The organism is Blautia wexlerae, from assembly GCF_013300825.1.
Taxonomy (GTDB): Bacteria; Bacillota; Clostridia; order Lachnospirales; family Lachnospiraceae; genus Blautia_A; species Blautia_A wexlerae_B.
On record NZ_JAAIMY010000044.1, the window covers coordinates 1 to 19,041 of the forward strand.

Genomic DNA, 19,041 nt, shown 5'->3' on the forward strand with positions numbered 1-19,041 from the left:
CTTTCCAGACAGGAAAACGATATAATTGTGACCTGTCAGCATCCTATAATATAGGAGCGAGATATTTTATAAGGGAACTTTTAAAACCCCTTCCGGCAACGGAAAGGTCTTTACTGGAGGCAAAAGTCCCTCCTGTAAAGCGTAGAACCTCATGCGTCTATGCAGATCTGAGGAAACTCCATTCAGAAATGGAACTCTTAAAAGCAGCATAGATACAGGCAGATATACAGCGGACTACCTATAATGTGGGAACCAGCCGTATCTGGCATGGGAAATGCGCATAACTGCGTACCTAAGCTACAGGCGTATCCGCCGATATTCAGTCTGACGCTTAAAGCGTCTGGAAGCACGTGACTTTAGTCATGTGAGGTTCACACTACGGAAGAGGAATTTATCACTGCAGGAACTTATGCCAGAGATTTCATGAAGAAATATTACGGAAACGAAAAAATCCTGGTAGCGGCTACCGAAACCTATTGCAGCGAACTGTGAAAAGCTGGTCTGAACATCACAGTGAATGAATAAAAATATTGATAACAGTATACCGAAAGGTGTTATAATCATTCACAGGAAAAATATTTATACTTAAATGGATGACAGGGGACTGCGTATGCAGTTCCCTGTTTATGAAGATTTACGGTAATTTTCTTAATGCTATAAACTGCGAAACAGATATTTAGTTCTGAGCAAGTAGCAAAGCGGATAATTTTATTCACTTGACATATTCAGACGTTTTGTAAAAAAACAAGACGAAAAATATGTTATTGGAAAGCACCGTAAATGAATTTTATACAAGAGAGGCATATGGAAATGACAGAAACAACAAAGAGAACAACAAAAGTATGGGCACACAGGGGTGCCAGCGGATACAGACCGGAGAACACTCTGGAAGCATTTGAACTTGCCATCAGACAGGGCGCAGACGGAATCGAAATGGATGTACATACTTCCGCAGACGGCGAACTCATCGTTATGCACGACGAAAACGTAGACCGCGTCACAGACGGAACCGGACTGATCAAAGATATGACACTGGCTCAATTGAAAGAATTAAAAGTCAGTACACCCGCAGAACCATCAGGAATTTATCACATTCCAACTCTGGCAGAAGTACTGGAGCTCATGCGCACCACAGATATGATGGTAAACATCGAACTAAAGAACAGCATCTGCTTCTATCCGGGAATGGAAGGGAAAATCCTGAAACTGGTAAAAGAAATGAACATGGAAGACCAGCTGATCTATTCCTCCTTTAACCATTACAGCCTGTTACAGTTAAAACAGCTGAATGACCATGTACAGACCGGAATCCTTTTCAGTGACGGATGGGTAAATCCAGCCATGTACGCCAAAAATCTCGGAATCAACGCCGTACACCCTGCAGTTTATCACCTGAAATACCCACAGTTCATAGAAGAAGTCAAACGTGCCGGACTGAAAATGCACGTATGGACTGCCAACAAACCAGAACACATCCAGCTGGTAAAAGACGCAGGTGCAGAAGCAGTCATTACCAATTATCCGGACAGAGCGATTGAGATTATAGAGAAATAAAAAATTCCTGCCTGTTCATATGAAACTGTCATATGTTCAGGCAGGATTCTTTCTTGTATCATTATATAGATATTGTGGATTTTCAGAGTTTTCTGCTACTATTTGAAAACCATTTCAGAAATTATTTCTGCAGTTTCTTAGCATGCTCAGATTTCGGCTCACAGGTAAGTTCAACACCCAGCTTACGGAATTCCAGGATATCCACCTGAGACAGAAGTACGGAAGTATGAACCTGGCAGCCTTTTAATTTCGGAATCTGCTGCAGGGCTAGCTTCGCATCTTCATTATCTGCGGCACTGATGGAAAGCGCGATCAGAGTTTCATCAGAGTGAAGTCTTGGATTTTTGCTTCCAAGGTATTCTGTCTTGAGCGCCTGAATTGGTTTTAATGCTTCCGGAGAGATAACATGTTTGTCATGCTCAATTCCTGCCAGTTCTTTCAGTGCATTCAGAAGCAGTGCTGAAGATGCACCAAGAAGTTCAGAGGTCTTACCTGTAACAATACGTCCGTCAGGAAGTTCCATGGCAGCAGCAGGTGCACCTGTTTCTTCTTCACGTTTCAGCGCTGCAGGAACCACCTTGCGTTCTTCGATGGTCACATGAGCCTGTTTCAGCAGAAGCTCAATCTTATAAACTTCTTCTTCGCGGCCTGTTCCGCGAACCAGAGCTTCCATGCTCTTATAATATCTGCGGATGATCTCCTGACGTGCAGCTTCCTTGCAGACTTCATCATCAACGATGCAGTTACCGGCCATATTAACGCCCATATCTGTGGGAGATTTGTAAGGGCACTCGCCCATGATCTTTTCAAACATAGCCTGAAGAACAGGGAAAACTTCAACGTCACGGTTGTAGTTAATAGTAGTCTCACCATATGCTTCCAGATGGAACGGGTCGATCATGTTCACATCATTTAAGTCAGCAGTAGCTGCTTCATATGCCAGATTTACCGGATGCTTCAGCGGGATATTCCAGATTGGGAAAGTTTCAAATTTGGCATATCCTGCCTTGACACCGCGCTTGTATTCATGGTAAAGCTGAGAAAGGCAGGTGGCCATTTTTCCGCTTCCGGGTCCTGGAGCAGTGATGACAACCAGTGGTCTTGTTGTTTCGATATAATCGTTCTTGCCATATCCCTCATCACTTACAATAAAGGAAGTATTATTCGGATAACCCGGGATCAGATAAAGCACGTATACTTTGATTCCAAGCTTCTCCAGACGTTTCTTAAACGCATCTGCGCTTTCCTGTCCGGAATACTGGGTGATGCAGACACTTCCGACATAGAGTCCGCGCTCGGTAAATACTTCCATAAGGCGGAGTACATCTTCATCATAAGTGATACCAAGGTCACCTCTGACTTTATTTTTATCAATATCAGCGGCGCTGATTACAATAACGATCTCTGCCTGATCAGAAAGCTGCATCAGCATACGCAGTTTGCTGTCCGGCTCAAATCCCGGAAGAACTCTGGAAGCATGGTAGTCATCAAAAAGCTTGCCGCCAAATTCCAGATAAAGTTTGTTTCCAAACTGGTTAATACGTTCCCGAATATGTTCGGACTGCATTTTCAGATACTTGTCGTTGTCAAATCCTATCTTCATTTGTTCATTTCCTTTCCTCATCACATTTTTAGTACTGCTCATTTAGAATATCCCGGGACATACAGCGCAAATTTATGCGGTCAGCATAAATTCTGTGTATTGCGGAGTGCATTACCGGGAACGAAGTGAGCAGTAATCAGTTTGTCAATAGTATACTACAAATAAAGCCATTTGTAACAGGTGAATTTGTAAAACTTCGTATAAATTTTATAGGGTTTATAGAAAGATATGCACAACCGGACACAATTTTCACAATCTCGCAGTTGATTTATACCCGAATTCTCTTTATAATAAGAACGATAACGTTTAGGAGGAATGAAATGGATAATCATATGGATAACAATCCGAATGGCAATCGTCCTGATAATAATAAAGGTCCGGGCAGACAGGACCCGAACAAGAATCATCAGTCGATACTGGCCTTTCTGGTATGCCTCCTGGTAACTCTGGTATGTTTCGCCATGTTTACCAATATGCTCAAGGACAATTCGAGTGAGATCACTTATGATAAATTTATTGAGATGGTAGATGATGGAGAGGTGAAAGAGGTTACGCTTCAGTCAAATACACTGACGATCACGCCGAAACATCAGTCATCAGGATTTTCAGAAGAAGTTTATTATGCCAATCAGATGGAGTCAGTAGATAAGCTGACAGAGAGACTTGAAGGAACAGGAATCAAGTTTGAGTATAAGAAGCCGGATGCAGCGGGAGAGATTATCTCCATGCTTGTAAGTGTGCTCCTGCCGACGATTGTGCTTTTTGTACTGTTGATGGTATTTATGCGCCGCATGAATAAGGGCGGCGGAATGATGGGAGTCGGTAAGAGCCGCGCGAAAGCCTACATTCAGAAGGATACGGGGATTACCTTTAAGGATGTGGCAGGGCAGGATGAGGCTAAGGAATCATTGCAGGAGGTGGTGGATTTCCTGCATAATCCCGGCAAATATACCACCATCGGAGCGAAGCTGCCGAAAGGAGCTTTGCTTGTAGGACCTCCGGGAACCGGTAAAACACTTCTGGCAAAGGCAGTAGCAGGAGAGGCACATGTGCCGTTTTTCTCCCTGTCAGGTTCTGAGTTTGTGGAGATGTTTGTAGGTGTGGGTGCATCACGTGTCCGCGATCTCTTTGAGGAAGCAAAGAAGAATGCACCATGTATCATTTTTATTGATGAGATTGATGCAATCGGAAAGAGCCGTGATTCTCATTATGGCGGCGGCAATGATGAGCGTGAGCAGACCCTGAACCAGCTTCTTGCGGAAATGGACGGATTTGACACTTCAAAGGGACTTCTGATCCTGGCTGCCACCAACCGTCCGGAGGTTCTTGATCCGGCACTTCTTCGTCCGGGACGTTTTGACAGACGTGTCATTGTGGACAGACCGGATCTGAAGGGAAGAATCGAGATTCTGAAGGTTCATGCAAGAAATGTACATCTGGATGAGACTGTTGATTTTGAGAACATTGCACTTGCAACTTCCGGGGCAGTGGGTTCGGATCTGGCTAATATGATCAACGAGGCTGCTATCCTTGCTGTTAAGAGTGGACGCAGCGCAGTATCCCAGAAGGATCTTCTCGAAGCTGTTGAAGTAGTTCTGGTAGGTAAAGAGAAGAAAGACAGGATCCTCAGTGCACAGGAGCGCAGAATCGTATCCTATCATGAGGTAGGACATGCACTGGTAAGCGCCCTGCAGAAAGATGCAGAGCCTGTACAGAAGATTACTATTGTGCCGAGAACTATGGGGGCACTTGGTTATGTAATGCAGGTGCCTGAGGAGGAGAAATATCTCAATACAAAGAAGGAACTGGAAGCAATGCTTGTGGGATATCTTGGCGGACGCGCAGCAGAGGAACTGGTATTTGACACTGTCACAACCGGGGCGGCCAATGATATTGAGCAGGCTACCAAAGTGGCAAGAGCCATGATCACACAATACGGTATGTCTGATAAATTCGGACTTATGGGTCTGGCTACACAGGAGAGTCAGTATCTCAGCGGAAGAGCAGTGTTAAACTGCGGCGATGACACTGCCACAGAGGTTGACCATGAGGTGATGATACTTCTGCATAATTCCTATGAAGAAGCAAAGAGACTGATCGGCAGTCACAGAGAAGCACTTGATAAGATTGCTGCTTATCTGATCCGCAGGGAAACCATTACAGGTAAGGAATTTATGAAGATTTTCCATGCGGTAGAGCGTGGAATCGAGATTCCGGAAAATCTGGATGATCTGGTAATTCCGGAGGAAAAACAGAATACAGTAACGCTGGATAAGCCAGAGATTCAGTGATACAATAACAGAGTCGGAAATGAAATAATTTCCGGCTCTGTTTTCATACCACGGGAAATTACGCTGTAATATCTCATGGATACGAAAAGCATTCAGGGCAGGATTTTTTGTATAGAGGAGAGTTTATGTTTCAGATAGAAGAAGAACTGAAAAAACTTCCGGGTAAGCCTGGGGTTTATATTATGCATGGGGAGAAGGACGAGATCATCTATGTTGGAAAAGCCGTCAGTCTGAAAAACAGGGTGCGTCAATATTTCCAGAGCAGCAGAAATAAGGGTGCAAAGATTGAACAGATGGTTACCCATATCACCAGATTTGAGTATATTATCACAGATTCGGAACTGGAAGCCCTTGTGCTGGAGTGCAATCTGATCAAGGAGCACAGACCGAAATATAATACCATGCTCAAAGATGATAAGAGTTATCCGTTTATCAAAGTCACAGTAAATGAGGAATATCCCAGAGTTCTTTTTGCCAGAAGAATGAAGAAAGACAAGGCAAAATATTTCGGACCATATACAAGTGCCGGGGCTGTAAAAGATGTGATCGAGCTTGTGCGAAAACTTTATAAGGTGCGCTCCTGTAATCGTGTACTGCCAAGAGATTGTGGAAAGGACCGTCCATGTCTGTACTATCACATGAAACAGTGCAGCGCGCCATGCCAGGGCTATGTGAGTTCAGAAGAATATAAGAAAAATATCGCAGAACTGCTGAAATTTCTCAATGGAGACTTTAAGGATACGATTGATATGCTTACCGACAAAATGATGGCAGCTTCCGAAGAAATGCGTTTCGAGGATGCCATGGAATACCGGGATCTGATCCGCAGTATCCAGAAGATCGGAGAACGTCAGAAAATTACAGGTTACGGAGAGGAAGATAAGGATATCATCGCAGTTGCCATGGATGAAAGCCTTGATCTGCGAGAGCAGGATGCTGTTGTACAGGTATTCTTTGTCCGGGGAGGCAAACTGATCGGGCGGGAGCATTTCTATCTGCGTGTGGCACGTGGCGATACAAAGGCTCAGGTATTATCCAGCTTTATGAAGCAATTTTATGCAGGAACTCCGTTTATCCCACGTGAGATCATGCTGCAAAAAGAAATCGAAGATGCCAAGATCATAGAGGAATGGCTTACAGATCGAAGAAAGCAGCGAGTCTATATCAGGGTACCGAAGAAAGGTACGAAAGAGAAGTTGGTAGAGCTGGCAGAAGAGAATGCAAAGATGGTTCTGGATAAAGACAGAGAGCGTATCAAACGTGAAGAAGGAAGAACCATCGGAGCGGTTCATGAAGTGGAAGAGTGGCTTGGACTGTCGGGAATCAGGCGTATGGAGGCTTATGATATTTCCAATATCAGTGGTTTTGAATCTGTAGGTTCCATGGTTGTCTATGAGAAAGGAAAGCCAAAGCGCAGTGATTACCGCAAATTTAAGATAAAGTGGGTGCAGGGACCGAACGACTATGCAAGTATGGAAGAAGTACTTACCAGACGATTTACTCATGAGGGAAAAGATGAGTTTGACAGCTTTTCCATTATGCCGGATCTGATCCTGATGGATGGAGGAAGAGGACAAGTGAATATTGCGCTAAAAGTTCTGGATAATCTGGGAATAGATATTCCGGTCTGTGGTATGGTCAAGGATGACCATCACAGAACCAGAGGACTGTATTACAATAATCTTGAAATTCCCATTGATACAGACAGTGAAGGCTTCCGCCTGATCACCAGAATCCAGGATGAGGCGCACCGTTTTGCCATTGAATTTCACCGATCTCTGAGAAGTAAAGAACAGGTGCATTCCCTGTTGGATGATATCCCTGGTATCGGTGAAATCAGGCGGAAAGCATTGATGCGGAAATTTAAGTCTGTTGAGAATATCAGAGATGCATCACTGGAAGAACTTACAGAGACAGAAAGCATGAATGCAGGAAGTGCACAGAAAGTTTATGAATTTTTTCATGGAGCTAGTGTACCGACAAGTTGATTGTTTCAAGAATCAACTTGTCGGCACACTGGTGAGAAAAAAATATAAAATATGTAAAAATATTCGGGGGTTCTTCTACATATTACCCAAAGACTCTCGCTTTTTGTAATTGAAGTTGCATATAGTGATGTGATATAATAAAAAAGACGTGAAATTTACTATGAAAGTTTCGGACGACAGCTATAAATGAGTTATGTCTGTATGAGCAGGTTTTGAGATAGCGGACAGACCGGGCTTTCAGATTTTGAACTGAAAAGGAGAAATAAATGAAGGGTGTACAGTTGACAAAATTAGTTCAGGAACTGGGACTTCACAACCTGACTCCGGAGATTGATCTGTCTGAGATTGTGATCAAGACAGCGGAGATCAACAGACCGGCATTGCAGCTGACAGGATATCTGGAGCATTTTGCAAATGAACGGGTACAGATCATCGGATATGTAGAGTATACTTATCTGATGCAGCTCAGTGATGAGGAACGGAAATTTAAATATGAAAGATTTATTTCCAGCAAGATTCCCTGTGTAATTTTCAGTACAATGACAAGACCATCACAGGATATGATTGATCTGGCAGTTAAATATAATGTTCCGACTTTCGTGACAGAGCGTACAACTTCCAGTTTTATGGCTGAGATTATCCGCTGGCTGGGTGTACAGCTGGCACCATGTATTTCCATCCATGGTGTGCTTGTGGATGTATATGGTGAAGGTGTCCTGATCACAGGTGAGAGCGGAATTGGCAAGAGTGAGGCTGCGCTGGAACTGATCAAACGAGGACATCGTCTTGTCAGTGATGATGTTGTAGAACTTCGTAAAGTCAGTGATGTGACGCTGGTGGGTTCGGCACCGGATATCACAAGACATTTCATTGAACTTCGTGGTATTGGTATTATCGATGTCAAAACTCTGTTTGGTGTTGAGAGTGTTAAGGATACACAGTCTGTAGATCTGGTTATTAAACTGGAAGAGTGGGACAGAGATAAAGAATATGACCGTCTTGGTCTGCATGAGGAATATACAGAGTATCTTGGAAACAAGATCGTGTGCCATTCTCTGCCTATCCGTCCGGGACGTAACCTGGCCATTATCGTTGAGTCTGCGGCAGTTAACCACAGACAGAAGAAGATGGGCTATAATGCAGCGGAAGAGCTGTACAAACGTGTTCAGGCAAACCTTGCAAAGAAACGTGAAGAAAAATAATTTAAAGTAATTTGGAGGATATCAGATATTATGGGAAAGTATTGTTTTGGAATTGATGTTGGCGGTACATCTGTGAAATGTGGACTCTTTCAGACAGACGGAGTTTTAGTTGAGAAATGGGAAATCCCTACACGTAAGGAGAACAGCGGAGAAGCAATCCTGCCGGATATTGCAAAGACGATTCTTGACAAGATCGCAGAGCGTAAACTGGATAAAGAAGAAGTCGACGGTGTGGGAATCGGTGTACCGGGACCTGTTAATGAGAGAGGGGAAGTGCCATGTGCGGTAAATCTTTTCTGGGGATTTAAAGAAGTTACAAAGGAACTGACAGAGCTGACAGGACTTCCGTCCAAAGCAGGAAATGATGCCAATGTAGCTGCACTTGGAGAAGCATGGAAGGGTGCAGCAGCAGGAGCTAAGAATGTCATTCTTGTAACTCTTGGAACAGGCGTTGGAGGTGGAATCATCGTTGATGGAAAGATCGTTGGCGGTGCTCATGGTGCAGGCGGAGAGATCGGTCATGCAGCAGTTAACCATGAAGAAAAAGAAGCCTGCAACTGTGGTAACTGTGGATGTCTGGAGCAGTATGCATCTGCAACAGGTATCGTTCGTGTGGCACAGAGAACTCTGGCTGCTACAGATGAGCAGACTGTTCTCCGCAAATTTACAAAACTTTCAGCAAAGAATGTTCTGGATGCATTTAAAGAGGGTGACAAAGTAGCCTGTGATGTTATGGCACAGGTGGGAGAAATGCTTGGCGGAACACTTGCCATGTTTGCATGTGTGACAGATCCGGAAGCCATCGTTATCGGCGGTGGTGTTTCCAAAGCCGGACAGCCATTGATCGACTGTATTCAGAAATACTATGAGAAATATGCTTTTACAGCATGCAAGAAAACACCGATCATTCTTGCAACTCTCGGAAATGATGCAGGTATTTACGGATCTGCACGTATGGTTATTAAAGAAGCATAAATATCTGTTTGATAAGCCCCATATTTACAGGAGAGATTCTGAAATTATAAAAAATCCACAGTTCTGTCGGTTCAGAACTGTGGATTTTTTGTGTTGCACAAATATCATTTTGAAGTGCTTTTGTATCGGAAGTTTTAGCTATTAATAGTAATCAATCTGATAAGAAGAATCATCTTCGCTGCCGCTGCTGTTGTCATCACTGCCATCGGTATTATCAGAGTTACTATTATCTTCGTTATTGTTGTTGTCATCAGTAGTGTCACTGTTATCATTGCTGTCGGTAGTTTCGCTGTCAGGGGTTTCAGTATTGTCAGTGTCTGCAGTACTGTCAGTCTGATCAGAGGAATCTTCATCATAATTATAGTCGTAATCATCACTGTCATAGAAATGCTGATCACAGTATTCTGTTGGCATGGTACCTACGTCAAAGTATTCGGTGATCACCGGGCAGCCGGCTCTTGGAAGAAGTCCTGTTTCTTCACATACACTTAACTTTTCTACACTTGCAGGTTTCTCAAATTCCTTAGAGGGCAGTCCCTCATGGATTCTGGTCATAACCTTTTTCCATAAAGCCTTATGGAAGTTACGTGCATAATCCGGTAACTTCTCATTATTGTCATAACCGGACCATACAGCACATGTGTAATATGGAGTATAGCCGACAAACCATAAGTCGTTATATGCTTCGGTTGTACCTGTTTTTCCGGCAACAGGCATATTATCAAGCTGGCATGCAGTACCTGTACCCTTTTTAACAACATCTTCCATCGCACTTGTGAGAAGATAAGCAGTACTTTCTTTGATTACGGAACGTTCTGCAGATGTATTCTCGATCAGTACATTTCCGTTGTGGTCCAGGATTTTTGTATAATAAATTGGTTTGATGTAATTTCCGCCGTTTGCAATGGCTGCATAGGATGCACACAGTTCAACATTTGTGACACCGCGGGTGATACCGCCAAGTGCAGTAGCGAGGTTTGCATCGCTCCATACATTTCCATTTGCGTCTTTATCAGCTTCTGTTCCATGAGCAAGGGTTGTAAAACCGAAATTATCCAGATATTTTAATCCAAGTTCAGGAGTTACTTTTTCCAGACACTTGACGGCTACAACGTTGATGGAATTTTGGATTGCCGTACGGATCGTGGTTGTTCCGTTGTAAGAACGGGTTGCGTTGTTTACAGGGGAACCATCCGGATATTCATAAGGTTCATCTTCAAATGTTGTTGCAAGAGACATTCCCTTTTCATTTAAAGCAGGTGCATAGGTGGACACAATCTTAAATGTAGAACCTGGCTGTCTGGTTGTGTCCGTTGCGCGGTTCAGCGTAAGACTGGCCGTTTTCTCACCACGACCGCCGATCAGAGCTTTTACATAACCTGTATGCTGATCGATCACACTCATGGAAGACTGTGGCTGTGGTGCGAAGTTAACACGCTCGGCGAGAACTTTGCTTCCGTCAGCAAGTATGTTTGACTTATATCTGTCTACATAGGTCTGTCCCTCTTCCGGAGAATCAAACAGAAGATCGAAATCCGGATTCTCATTCTGGAAATATAGCTGCAGCATTTCCTTGCTGTAATTCACCTGTTTTCCATCCGGATCGGTAACTGTCAGAGCGTAATCAAGTTCATATTGGACAGTATCCGGATAATTGGAAGGATCTGCATATTCTTCATCCAGAATGTTCTGTATTGTAGAATCCTGAGTTGTATATACTTTAAGTCCGCCACTGTAGAGAAGATTGGTAGCCTGTGTTTTAGTGTATCCCTTGATATTCATCAGGTCGTTAATGATCTGATCTGTCAGTTCATCCTCAAAATAAGTATAAACAGTATTTTCGGTACTTGAATTCTTTATCTGAGCAGCCTGAATACGGGAATAAACATCATCTGCGAGAGCTTCATCATACTGTTCCTGAGAGATATAGTTCTGATCCAGCATATGCTGGAGGACTTCTTTACGTCTCTTGCGGTTGCTGTCAGGATTGGTGATAGGATTGAACTTGGTCGGGTTCTGTGTAATACCTGCCAGAGTTGCGCACTCGGAAAGGTTAAGATTCCATACATCCTTGTCAAAATACTGGCGTGCTGCAGCCTGTACACCGTAGGAACCGGCACCCAGGTTGATGGTATTCAGGTAATTCTCAAGGATGGTATCTTTATCTGTCTTTTTCTCAACCTGGACAGCAAGATACTGTTCCTGAAATTTACGTGTAAATCTTTCCAACTGGGTAGATTCGCTGGTCCAGTTGGTGAATACATTGTTTTTCAGAAGCTGCTGTGTGATCGTACTGGCACCTTCTGAGAAATCTCCGGTAGTGAGTGCCTTCATTCCTGCACGGAGAATACCTTTTACGTCAATACCATTATGTTCGTAGAAACGTTCATCCTCGATTGCGACAACTGCATGCTGCAGATCAGCAGGAATCTGATCGAGAGTAACCGGCAGTCGGTTAGAATTCGGTGCGGCCAGTTTGCGGATCTGATTTCCGGCATCATCGTAAAGAAAAGTTGCATAGCCCAGTGGCATAATATCAATATCATCAACATCAGGAGCATTATCGATCACGCCCCTGAATGACCCTACACCCAGGCAGGTTACTGCGATGCAGAGTGCTATCAGTGATACGAACAGGACTCTGATGAAAGAAACCCTGGCACGCTTTCCCATCATGGAAGAACGGGAGATCAGTGCTGTCCGCTTCTTTGCAGTCGACTTTTTACCGTAGTTCATGTTAAACCTCCTTTATAATCCGTTCTATTATATCAAATAAGAATAAGTAAATAAAGCACTTTTATACCTTTTTAGTGCTTATTGTGGATTTTTATATGATAAGTATACTCTGCAATAGCGCATTTCTGTAATTTATGGTACACTGTGTCAATAAAAGAGTTACTGTTCGCTCCGTGCCCGGTAACAGGATTGAGAGAGGAAAAAAGAGTATGCTTGAGAAATATAAAACAGTATATAAAGGCGGGGAAGGAGAAATTGTGGAGAAGAAATCCAGATTTATTGCTACCGTACGTCCTGTGAAAACAGAAGAGGAAGCATTGGCTTTTATAGAAGAGATGAAGAAAAAATACTGGGATGCCAGACACAACTGTTATGTATATTCTGTGGGAAAGAATCGGGAATATACCAGATGCAGTGATGACGGAGAACCTTCAGGTACAGCGGGCAGACCGATGCTGGATGTGATTTTGGGCGAGGATATTTATAATGTGGCAGCAGTGGTTACAAGATACTTCGGCGGAGTCCTGCTTGGAACCGGCGGGCTTGTAAGAGCGTACTCAAAGAGTCTTCAGGAGGGACTGGCTGCCAGTACGATAATAGAGAAAACGTATGGGATTTCGATGGAAGTGATCACAGACTATACCGGAATTGGCAAAATACAGTATATTGCCGGGGAGCAGAAACTTCCTGTATTGGATTCTGAATATACGGACAGAGTAGTTCTCCATCTGCTGGTTCCCTCAGATCAGATTTCGTATGTAGAGAAAGCAATCACAGAGGGAACAAACGGAAGAGCGAAGATGAAGAAGGATAAGGATCTTTACTATGCGGTGATTGATGGCGAAGTGGAAGTTTTTGAGGATTGAAAAAATATGAGACTGCACGTGGGTCTGCCAGATGAAAAAAATATGTCTCCACATTCTTTTCAGACTGCGGAGACATATTAATTAAACTATTTAGCATTTCTTGGGTTCCGGATAATCAACCCCGAATGTATCTACTGTCATAGATTTGATTTTCTGTTCGTCGAGAGGACGGTCACTGTAATCAGTATCCTCTTCTGCAATACGGTTAACAACATCCATTCCTTCTGTAATCTTGCCAAATGCAGCATATGCACCATCAAGATGCGGAGCATCCTTGTGCATGATAAAGAACTGGCTTCCGGCAGAATTTGGATGCATGGCTCTTGCCATGGAAAGAACTCCTGCTGTGTGTTTCAAATCGTTTTTGAATCTGTTCTGTGTAAATTCACCCCTGATGCTGTATCCCGGGCCGCCCATACCTGTTCCGTCCGGACATCCGCCCTGAATCATAAATCCGTTGATCACGCGGTGGAAAATCAGTCCATCGTAGAAACCTTTCTTTACAAGACTGATGAAATTGTTTACTGTATTCGGTGCAATTTCAGGATATAATTCTGCCTTCATCACATCGCCATTTTCCATGGTAATAGTAACTACCGGATTTGCCATAGTTTTAAGTCTCCTTTTCAAAAAGTATTGTATTTCCCTGTTCGCTCTATTATAATATGCAAAGGACAATTCTGCAAGAAAAAGGTGGAAAACATGATTATAGAAACAAAAACACCACAGGAAACATTTGAAGTGGGAAAAAAGATCGGTGAGAATGCAAGACCGGGTCAGATATATACTCTGACAGGTGATCTGGGAGTAGGGAAAACAGTATTTACTCAGGGAGTTGCAGCCGGACTTGGGATTACAGAACCTATCAGCAGCCCTACATTTACGATCATCCAGGAATATGAAAGCGGGCGCCTGCCGTTGTACCATTTTGATGTTTACCGTATTGGCGATATTGAGGAAATGGAAGAAATCGGATATGATGACTATTTTTTCGGACAGGGAATCTGTCTGATCGAGTGGGCGGATCTTATTGAAGAAATCCTTCCGGAGAATCTGATCAAAATAAGAATAGAGAAAGATCTGGAAAAAGGGTTCGATTACAGGAAAATCACTGTAATCGGTCTGAAAGAAAACTGATCATAAAGACTGTTATGACAAAAAGACAGTCAGGAGGTAGAAATGAAAATTTTGGCATTGGACAGCTCAGGAATTGTGGCATCTGTAGCAGTTGTGGAGGATGACACATTACTGGCTGAATATACAGTAAATTATAAGAAAACGCATTCTCAGACACTGCTTCCCATGCTGGATGAGATTGTGAAGATGACAGAACTGGAGCTGGAATCCATAGATGCAATTGCAGTGGCTGCAGGACCGGGTTCATTTACAGGATTGCGTATCGGTTCAGCAACTGCAAAAGGTCTGGGGCTGGCGTTAAAGAAACCGCTGGTGGCAGTACCGACAGTGGATGCACTGGCTTATAATCTTTATGATGCGCAGGGACTGATATGTCCGATCATGGATGCAAGAAGAAAACAGGTATATACAGGGATTTACAGATTTGAGGAACACCAGTTAAAAACTCTGAAGGATCAATGGGCTGCACCTGTGGAGGAATTGCTGGAAGAACTGAATCGGAGAGGTGAAGCAGTTACGTTTCTGGGAGACGGGGTACCTGTATTCCGGGAGCTGATCGCAGAGAAACTGAAGGTTCCATATTCTTTTGCACCGGCTCATGTGAATAAACAGAGAGCAGCAGCAGTGGCTGCCCTTGGAAGCATTTATTATAAAGAGGGGCGAACACAAACAGATGTGGAACATGTTCCGGAATACCTTCGCGTCTCCCAGGCTGAGAGAGAACGTGCAGAGAGAGAAAAAGCACAGAAACAGGCAGGGACAACTGTATGATCCTGAGAGAGATGCTTGTAGATGACCTGGATCAGGTTATGGAGATTGAACAGGATCTGTTTCATGTTCCGTGGACTAAAGAAGGCTTTTTTACCTTTCTGACCAGAGATGATGCAATGTTTCTGGTAGTGGAGGAAAAGGGCAGGGTATTAGCTTACTGTGGTCTTCTTATGGTTCTTGATGAGGGGGACATTACAAATGTAGCGGTACGAAGAGACAGGCAGAAAGAGGGAATTGGTGGTTTTCTGATGCAGAGCCTGATTCGGCTTGCTGCTGAACGTGATGTTACTACCATCCATCTGGAAGTCCGTACAGGGAATGAAACAGCTATTCGTCTTTATGAACGGATGGGCTTTGTCGGAGATGGAATCCGTAAAGCCTATTACAGTGATCCTGTAGAGGATGCATTGCTTATGACCAGACATCCACAGTAAATACAGGCAGATAATCTGCCAAAAAATGAAACCAGAAAGAATTAACTGTCAGGATGGAAATACAGGATGGCAGTTGAGAGACAGGGGAAATATATGTTAGATGTATGTTTAGTTGGAACCGGAGGAATGATGCCGCTGCCGCGAAGATGGCTGACTGCACTTATGACAAGATATAATGGGAGTAGTCTGCTTATTGACTGTGGAGAAGGCACTCAGGTGGCAATTAAAGAGAAGGGCTGGAGCTTTAAACCTATTGATGTGATCTGTTTTACCCATTATCATGGTGATCATATCAGCGGACTTCCGGGACTTCTTCTTACTATGGGAAATGCAGACCGCACAGAACCATTGACTTTGGTAGGACCGAAAGGTCTGGAAAGAGTGGTCAATGCACTTCGTGTCATTGCCCCGGAGCTTCCGTTTGAAATTAAATTTATTGAGATTACACAGCCGGAACAGGTCATTGAATTAAATGGCTATCGTATTACGGCTTTTAAAGTGAACCATAATGTACTTTGCTATGGCTATACTCTTGAGATTCTTCGTCAGGGAAAATTCTCGGCAGAGAGAGCGAAAGAACAGGATATTCCACTGAAATACTGGAATCTGCTTCAGAAAGGGCAGACCATCGAAGCAGACGGTATTACCTATACACCGGAGATGGTACTTGGACCTGCAAGAAAAGGAATCAGGCTTACTTATACAACAGATACCAGACCGACAGAATCTATCCTGCGAAATGCGAAGGAATCGGATCTGTTTATCTGTGAAGGAATGTACGGAGAAGATGACAAAGCAGACAAAGCACGCGGATACAAGCATATGACTTTCCGCGAAGCGGCGGTTCTGGCCCGTGATGCCAGGGTAAAGGAGATGTGGCTGACACATTACAGTCCGTCTTTGGTCAGACCGGATGAGTTTATGGATAAAGTTCGTGAAATTTTTCCAAATGCATATCCGGGAAAAGATGGCAAGAGTATTGAATTGAATTTTGAAGAATAACGGGAAAACAAAGTAAAGATAGTGCAGATGATTATGAGGAATAGAAAATGAAAGATACATTAATTCTCGCAATTGAGAGTTCCTGTGATGAGACCGCAGCTTCTGTTGTCAAAAACGGCAGAACTATTCTGTCAAATGTGATTTCTTCACAGATTGCTCTTCATACTTTATACGGCGGAGTAGTCCCGGAGATTGCTTCCCGTAAACATATTGAAAAAATCAACCAGGTAATTGATCAGGCTCTGTCAGACGCAGGGGTAACTCTGGATGACCTGGATGCAATTGGTGTCACCTATGGTCCTGGACTTGTAGGTGCGCTTCTGGTGGGAGTTGCAGAGGCAAAAGCAATTGCCTATGCTAAGAAACTTCCACTGGTTGGGGTTCATCACATCGAAGGCCATGTATCAGCAAATTATATTGAACATCCGGATCTGGAACCGCCATTTCTCTGTCTGATCGTGTCCGGAGGACATACTCATCTTGTGATCGTTAAGGATTATGGTGAATTTGAAATTCTCGGACGTACCCGTGATGATGCAGCCGGAGAAGCTTTTGACAAAGTTGCCAGAGCAATTGGTCTGGGTTACCCGGGCGGACCCAAGGTAGATAAACTGTCAAAAGAAGGAAATCCGAATGCAATAGAATTCCCGAAGGCTAAAATTGGGGACTGTCCTTATGATTTCAGCTTCAGTGGTGTGAAGTCAGCAGTATTAAATTACATTAATCATGCGCAGATGACAGGAGAAGAAGTTAACAGAGCGGATCTGGCTGCATCTTTCCAGAAGGCTGTGGTAGATGTGCTGGTAGAACATACCATGCTTGCAGCTAAAGATTATGGAATGACTAAGATTGCAATTGCAGGCGGAGTGGCCTCGAATGGAACGTTAAGAGCGGCAATGGAAGAAGCATGTAAGAAAAATAATTACAGTTTTTATCGGCCGTCACCGATCTTCTGTACAGACAATGCAGCAATGATCGGAGTAGCTGCTTATTATGAATATATTAAAGGTACACGTCATGGCTGGGATCTGAATGCTGTGCCGAATCTTAAACTGGGAGAGCGTTGAGATGTCAGAAAGAAATACGGCCATTGTTCTGGCAGCAGGGCAGGGAAAAAGAATGCACAGTAAAGTACAGAAGCAGTTCCTGGAGATACAGGGATACCCGGTTCTGTATTATTCCCTGCGCTGTTTTCAGGAAAGTCCGCTGATTCAGGATATTATTCTTGTGACAGGAGAGGAATCTATCTCCTACTGTAAAGAAGAAATCGTGCAAAAATATGGATTTACAAAGGTATCGGCAGTAATCCCGGGAGGAAAAGAACGCTATGATTCTGTCTATGCAGGTCTTTGTGAATGCAGAGACTGTGAATATGTATTGATCCATGACGGTGCAAGACCTTTTGTGACAGAAGAAATTCTTAAACGTGGTCTGCAGAAAGTGAAGGAAACAGGTGCATGTGTGATTGGTATGCCTTCTAAAGATACAGTCAAACTTTCTGATGAAGAGGGATATGTAAAAGAAACTCCAAACAGAAAGTGTGTGTGGACAATTCAGACCCCGCAGATTTTTTCGTATTCACTGATACGTGAGGCTCATGACAGCATTCGTCAGAAAGATATGAGCAAAATTACAGATGATGCCATGGTGGTAGAGCAGGAGACAGGGATAAAGGTTGCTCTGGCAGAGGGATCTTATCAGAATATTAAGATCACAACACCGGAGGATCTCGATATCGCAGAAGCATTTTTGAAACATTTATGATTGAAAAATGCCGTATTTTAGCGGGTTTTATGGGAAATCTGGGAAGATAAAAATAAAAATTGAAAAAAATGTAAAAAAGTTGTTGACAGATGCGGGTATTGATGCTAGAATATCACTTGCGTCGGCGGTGAGAACACAACGAACGCAGTCAACAACATATGGAGAGATATCGAAGTGGTCATAACGAGGCGGTCTTGAAAACCGTTTGTCCGCAAGGGCGCGTGGGTTCGAATCCCACTCTCTCCGCTTGTCAAGTCACTTAAAAAGTTTTGAAAAAAGTACTTGACAAACAAATGAAAAGTGCGATATAATGCACAAGGTTCTTCAGTGAAAACGAAGAGAACTAAATAAAGACACGAGAGTGTGAAAAAAGTCGTTTCTGTGAAACGACGAATCTAGGGCAATTTGGAGAAGTACCCAAGCTGGCCGAAGGGGCTCCCCTGGAAAGGGAGTAGGTCGTTAATAGCGGCGCGAGGGTTCAAATCCCTCCTTCTCCGTTCTTTCTTGAGAAAAGAAAGTAAAAAGTTCTTGACAAAGCGGAAGAGTTATGATAAACTTGAAAAGCTGTTGAAAAGAACAAATGTTGAAGAAGTTTGAAAAAAACTTATTAAAAAAGTTCTTGACAAACAGAAGACAACATGTTAAAATAGCAAAGCTGTCGCGAGACAGACAACCTTGATAACTAAACAGTGAAACACATACGATTCTCGAAAATTCT

General features: G+C 43.4%; 15 protein-coding genes, 2 tRNA genes and 1 pseudogene. 15 read left to right on the forward strand and 3 right to left on the reverse strand.

Going from position 1 to position 19,041, the window contains the following annotated elements; genetic code table 11:
- Both G4417_RS16790 and G4417_RS15115 read left to right on the forward strand, forming a co-directional pair.
- Nucleotides 1-212: pseudogene (locus tag G4417_RS16790) on the forward strand (IS200/IS605 family accessory protein TnpB-related protein); the annotation flags it as partial.
- A gap of 592 nt (nucleotides 213-804) precedes the next feature.
- Entirely contained in the window at nucleotides 805-1,554 is a 750-nt protein-coding gene (locus G4417_RS15115; RefSeq protein WP_081017154.1) for a glycerophosphodiester phosphodiesterase, read from the forward strand.
- Between the two features lie 121 nt (nucleotides 1,555-1,675).
- On the opposite strand, the gene G4417_RS15120 is transcribed toward G4417_RS15115, so the two are convergent.
- Nucleotides 1,676-3,157 (reverse strand): DUF1846 domain-containing protein, encoded by a 1,482-nt coding sequence (locus tag G4417_RS15120; protein WP_055058536.1) that lies wholly within the window; start codon nucleotides 3,155-3,157, stop codon nucleotides 1,676-1,678.
- A gap of 320 nt (nucleotides 3,158-3,477) precedes the next feature.
- On the opposite strand from G4417_RS15120, the gene ftsH reads away from it, so the two are divergent.
- From ftsH to G4417_RS15140, 4 genes are all read left to right on the forward strand, one after another.
- A complete protein-coding gene (gene ftsH / locus G4417_RS15125) occupies nucleotides 3,478-5,448 on the forward strand; it encodes an ATP-dependent zinc metalloprotease FtsH (RefSeq protein WP_173684076.1) in 1,971 nt (656 codons plus the stop codon).
- 125 nt (nucleotides 5,449-5,573) lie between these two features.
- The gene (gene uvrC / locus G4417_RS15130; protein WP_173684077.1) at nucleotides 5,574-7,436 is read left to right on the forward strand and encodes an excinuclease ABC subunit UvrC; all 1,863 of its coding nucleotides are present in this window, start codon (nucleotides 5,574-5,576) and stop codon (nucleotides 7,434-7,436) included.
- 266 nt (nucleotides 7,437-7,702) lie between these two features.
- The gene (gene hprK / locus G4417_RS15135; RefSeq protein ID WP_008705888.1) at nucleotides 7,703-8,638 is read left to right on the forward strand and encodes an HPr(Ser) kinase/phosphatase; all 936 of its coding nucleotides are present in this window, start codon (nucleotides 7,703-7,705) and stop codon (nucleotides 8,636-8,638) included.
- Nucleotides 8,639-8,668: 30 nt separating this feature from the next.
- Complete coding sequence (locus G4417_RS15140) at nucleotides 8,669-9,613, forward strand: ROK family glucokinase (protein ID WP_173684078.1); 945 nt, start codon at nucleotides 8,669-8,671, stop codon at nucleotides 9,611-9,613.
- 141 nt (nucleotides 9,614-9,754) lie between these two features.
- On the opposite strand, the gene G4417_RS15145 is transcribed toward G4417_RS15140, so the two are convergent.
- A complete protein-coding gene (locus G4417_RS15145; RefSeq protein WP_173684079.1) occupies nucleotides 9,755-12,349 on the reverse strand; it encodes a transglycosylase domain-containing protein in 2,595 nt (864 codons plus the stop codon).
- 209 nt (nucleotides 12,350-12,558) lie between these two features.
- Between G4417_RS15145 and G4417_RS15150 the strand changes: the two genes are divergently transcribed.
- On the forward strand, nucleotides 12,559-13,215 hold the full coding sequence (locus G4417_RS15150; RefSeq protein ID WP_173684080.1) for a YigZ family protein: 657 nt from the start codon (nucleotides 12,559-12,561) through the stop codon (nucleotides 13,213-13,215).
- 90 nt (nucleotides 13,216-13,305) lie between these two features.
- Here G4417_RS15150 and G4417_RS15155 read toward each other — a convergent pair whose 3' ends face one another.
- Nucleotides 13,306-13,824, reverse strand: coding sequence for a peptidylprolyl isomerase (locus G4417_RS15155; protein WP_173684081.1), 519 nt, complete (start codon nucleotides 13,822-13,824; stop codon nucleotides 13,306-13,308).
- A gap of 93 nt (nucleotides 13,825-13,917) precedes the next feature.
- On the opposite strand from G4417_RS15155, the gene tsaE reads away from it, so the two are divergent.
- From tsaE to G4417_RS15195, 8 genes are all read left to right on the forward strand, one after another.
- Nucleotides 13,918-14,352, forward strand: a complete 435-nt coding sequence (gene tsaE / locus G4417_RS15160; protein ID WP_173684082.1) for a tRNA (adenosine(37)-N6)-threonylcarbamoyltransferase complex ATPase subunit type 1 TsaE — start codon at nucleotides 13,918-13,920, stop codon at nucleotides 14,350-14,352.
- A 42-nt stretch (nucleotides 14,353-14,394) separates the two neighbouring features.
- On the forward strand, nucleotides 14,395-15,123 hold the full coding sequence (gene tsaB, locus G4417_RS15165) for a tRNA (adenosine(37)-N6)-threonylcarbamoyltransferase complex dimerization subunit type 1 TsaB (protein WP_173684083.1): 729 nt from the start codon (nucleotides 14,395-14,397) through the stop codon (nucleotides 15,121-15,123).
- The gene (rimI, locus tag G4417_RS15170; RefSeq protein ID WP_173684084.1) at nucleotides 15,120-15,557 is read left to right on the forward strand and encodes a ribosomal protein S18-alanine N-acetyltransferase; all 438 of its coding nucleotides are present in this window, start codon (nucleotides 15,120-15,122) and stop codon (nucleotides 15,555-15,557) included. Before tsaB ends, rimI begins: the two co-directional genes overlap by 4 nt.
- Before the next feature lie 93 nt (nucleotides 15,558-15,650).
- The gene (locus G4417_RS15175) at nucleotides 15,651-16,559 is read left to right on the forward strand and encodes a ribonuclease Z (RefSeq protein WP_173684087.1); all 909 of its coding nucleotides are present in this window, start codon (nucleotides 15,651-15,653) and stop codon (nucleotides 16,557-16,559) included.
- A gap of 47 nt (nucleotides 16,560-16,606) precedes the next feature.
- The gene (tsaD, locus tag G4417_RS15180; protein WP_173684085.1) at nucleotides 16,607-17,626 is read left to right on the forward strand and encodes a tRNA (adenosine(37)-N6)-threonylcarbamoyltransferase complex transferase subunit TsaD; all 1,020 of its coding nucleotides are present in this window, start codon (nucleotides 16,607-16,609) and stop codon (nucleotides 17,624-17,626) included.
- 1 nt (nucleotide 17,627) lies between these two features.
- Nucleotides 17,628-18,323 carry a 2-C-methyl-D-erythritol 4-phosphate cytidylyltransferase gene (gene ispD / locus G4417_RS15185; protein WP_173684086.1) on the forward strand — a complete coding sequence of 232 codons (696 nt, stop codon included), beginning with the start codon at nucleotides 17,628-17,630 and terminating at the stop codon, nucleotides 18,321-18,323.
- Between the two features lie 160 nt (nucleotides 18,324-18,483).
- Nucleotides 18,484-18,569, forward strand: a tRNA-Ser gene (locus tag G4417_RS15190).
- A gap of 161 nt (nucleotides 18,570-18,730) precedes the next feature.
- Nucleotides 18,731-18,820 (forward strand) — tRNA-Ser (locus G4417_RS15195).
- Nucleotides 18,821-19,041: the final 221 nt, after the last annotated feature.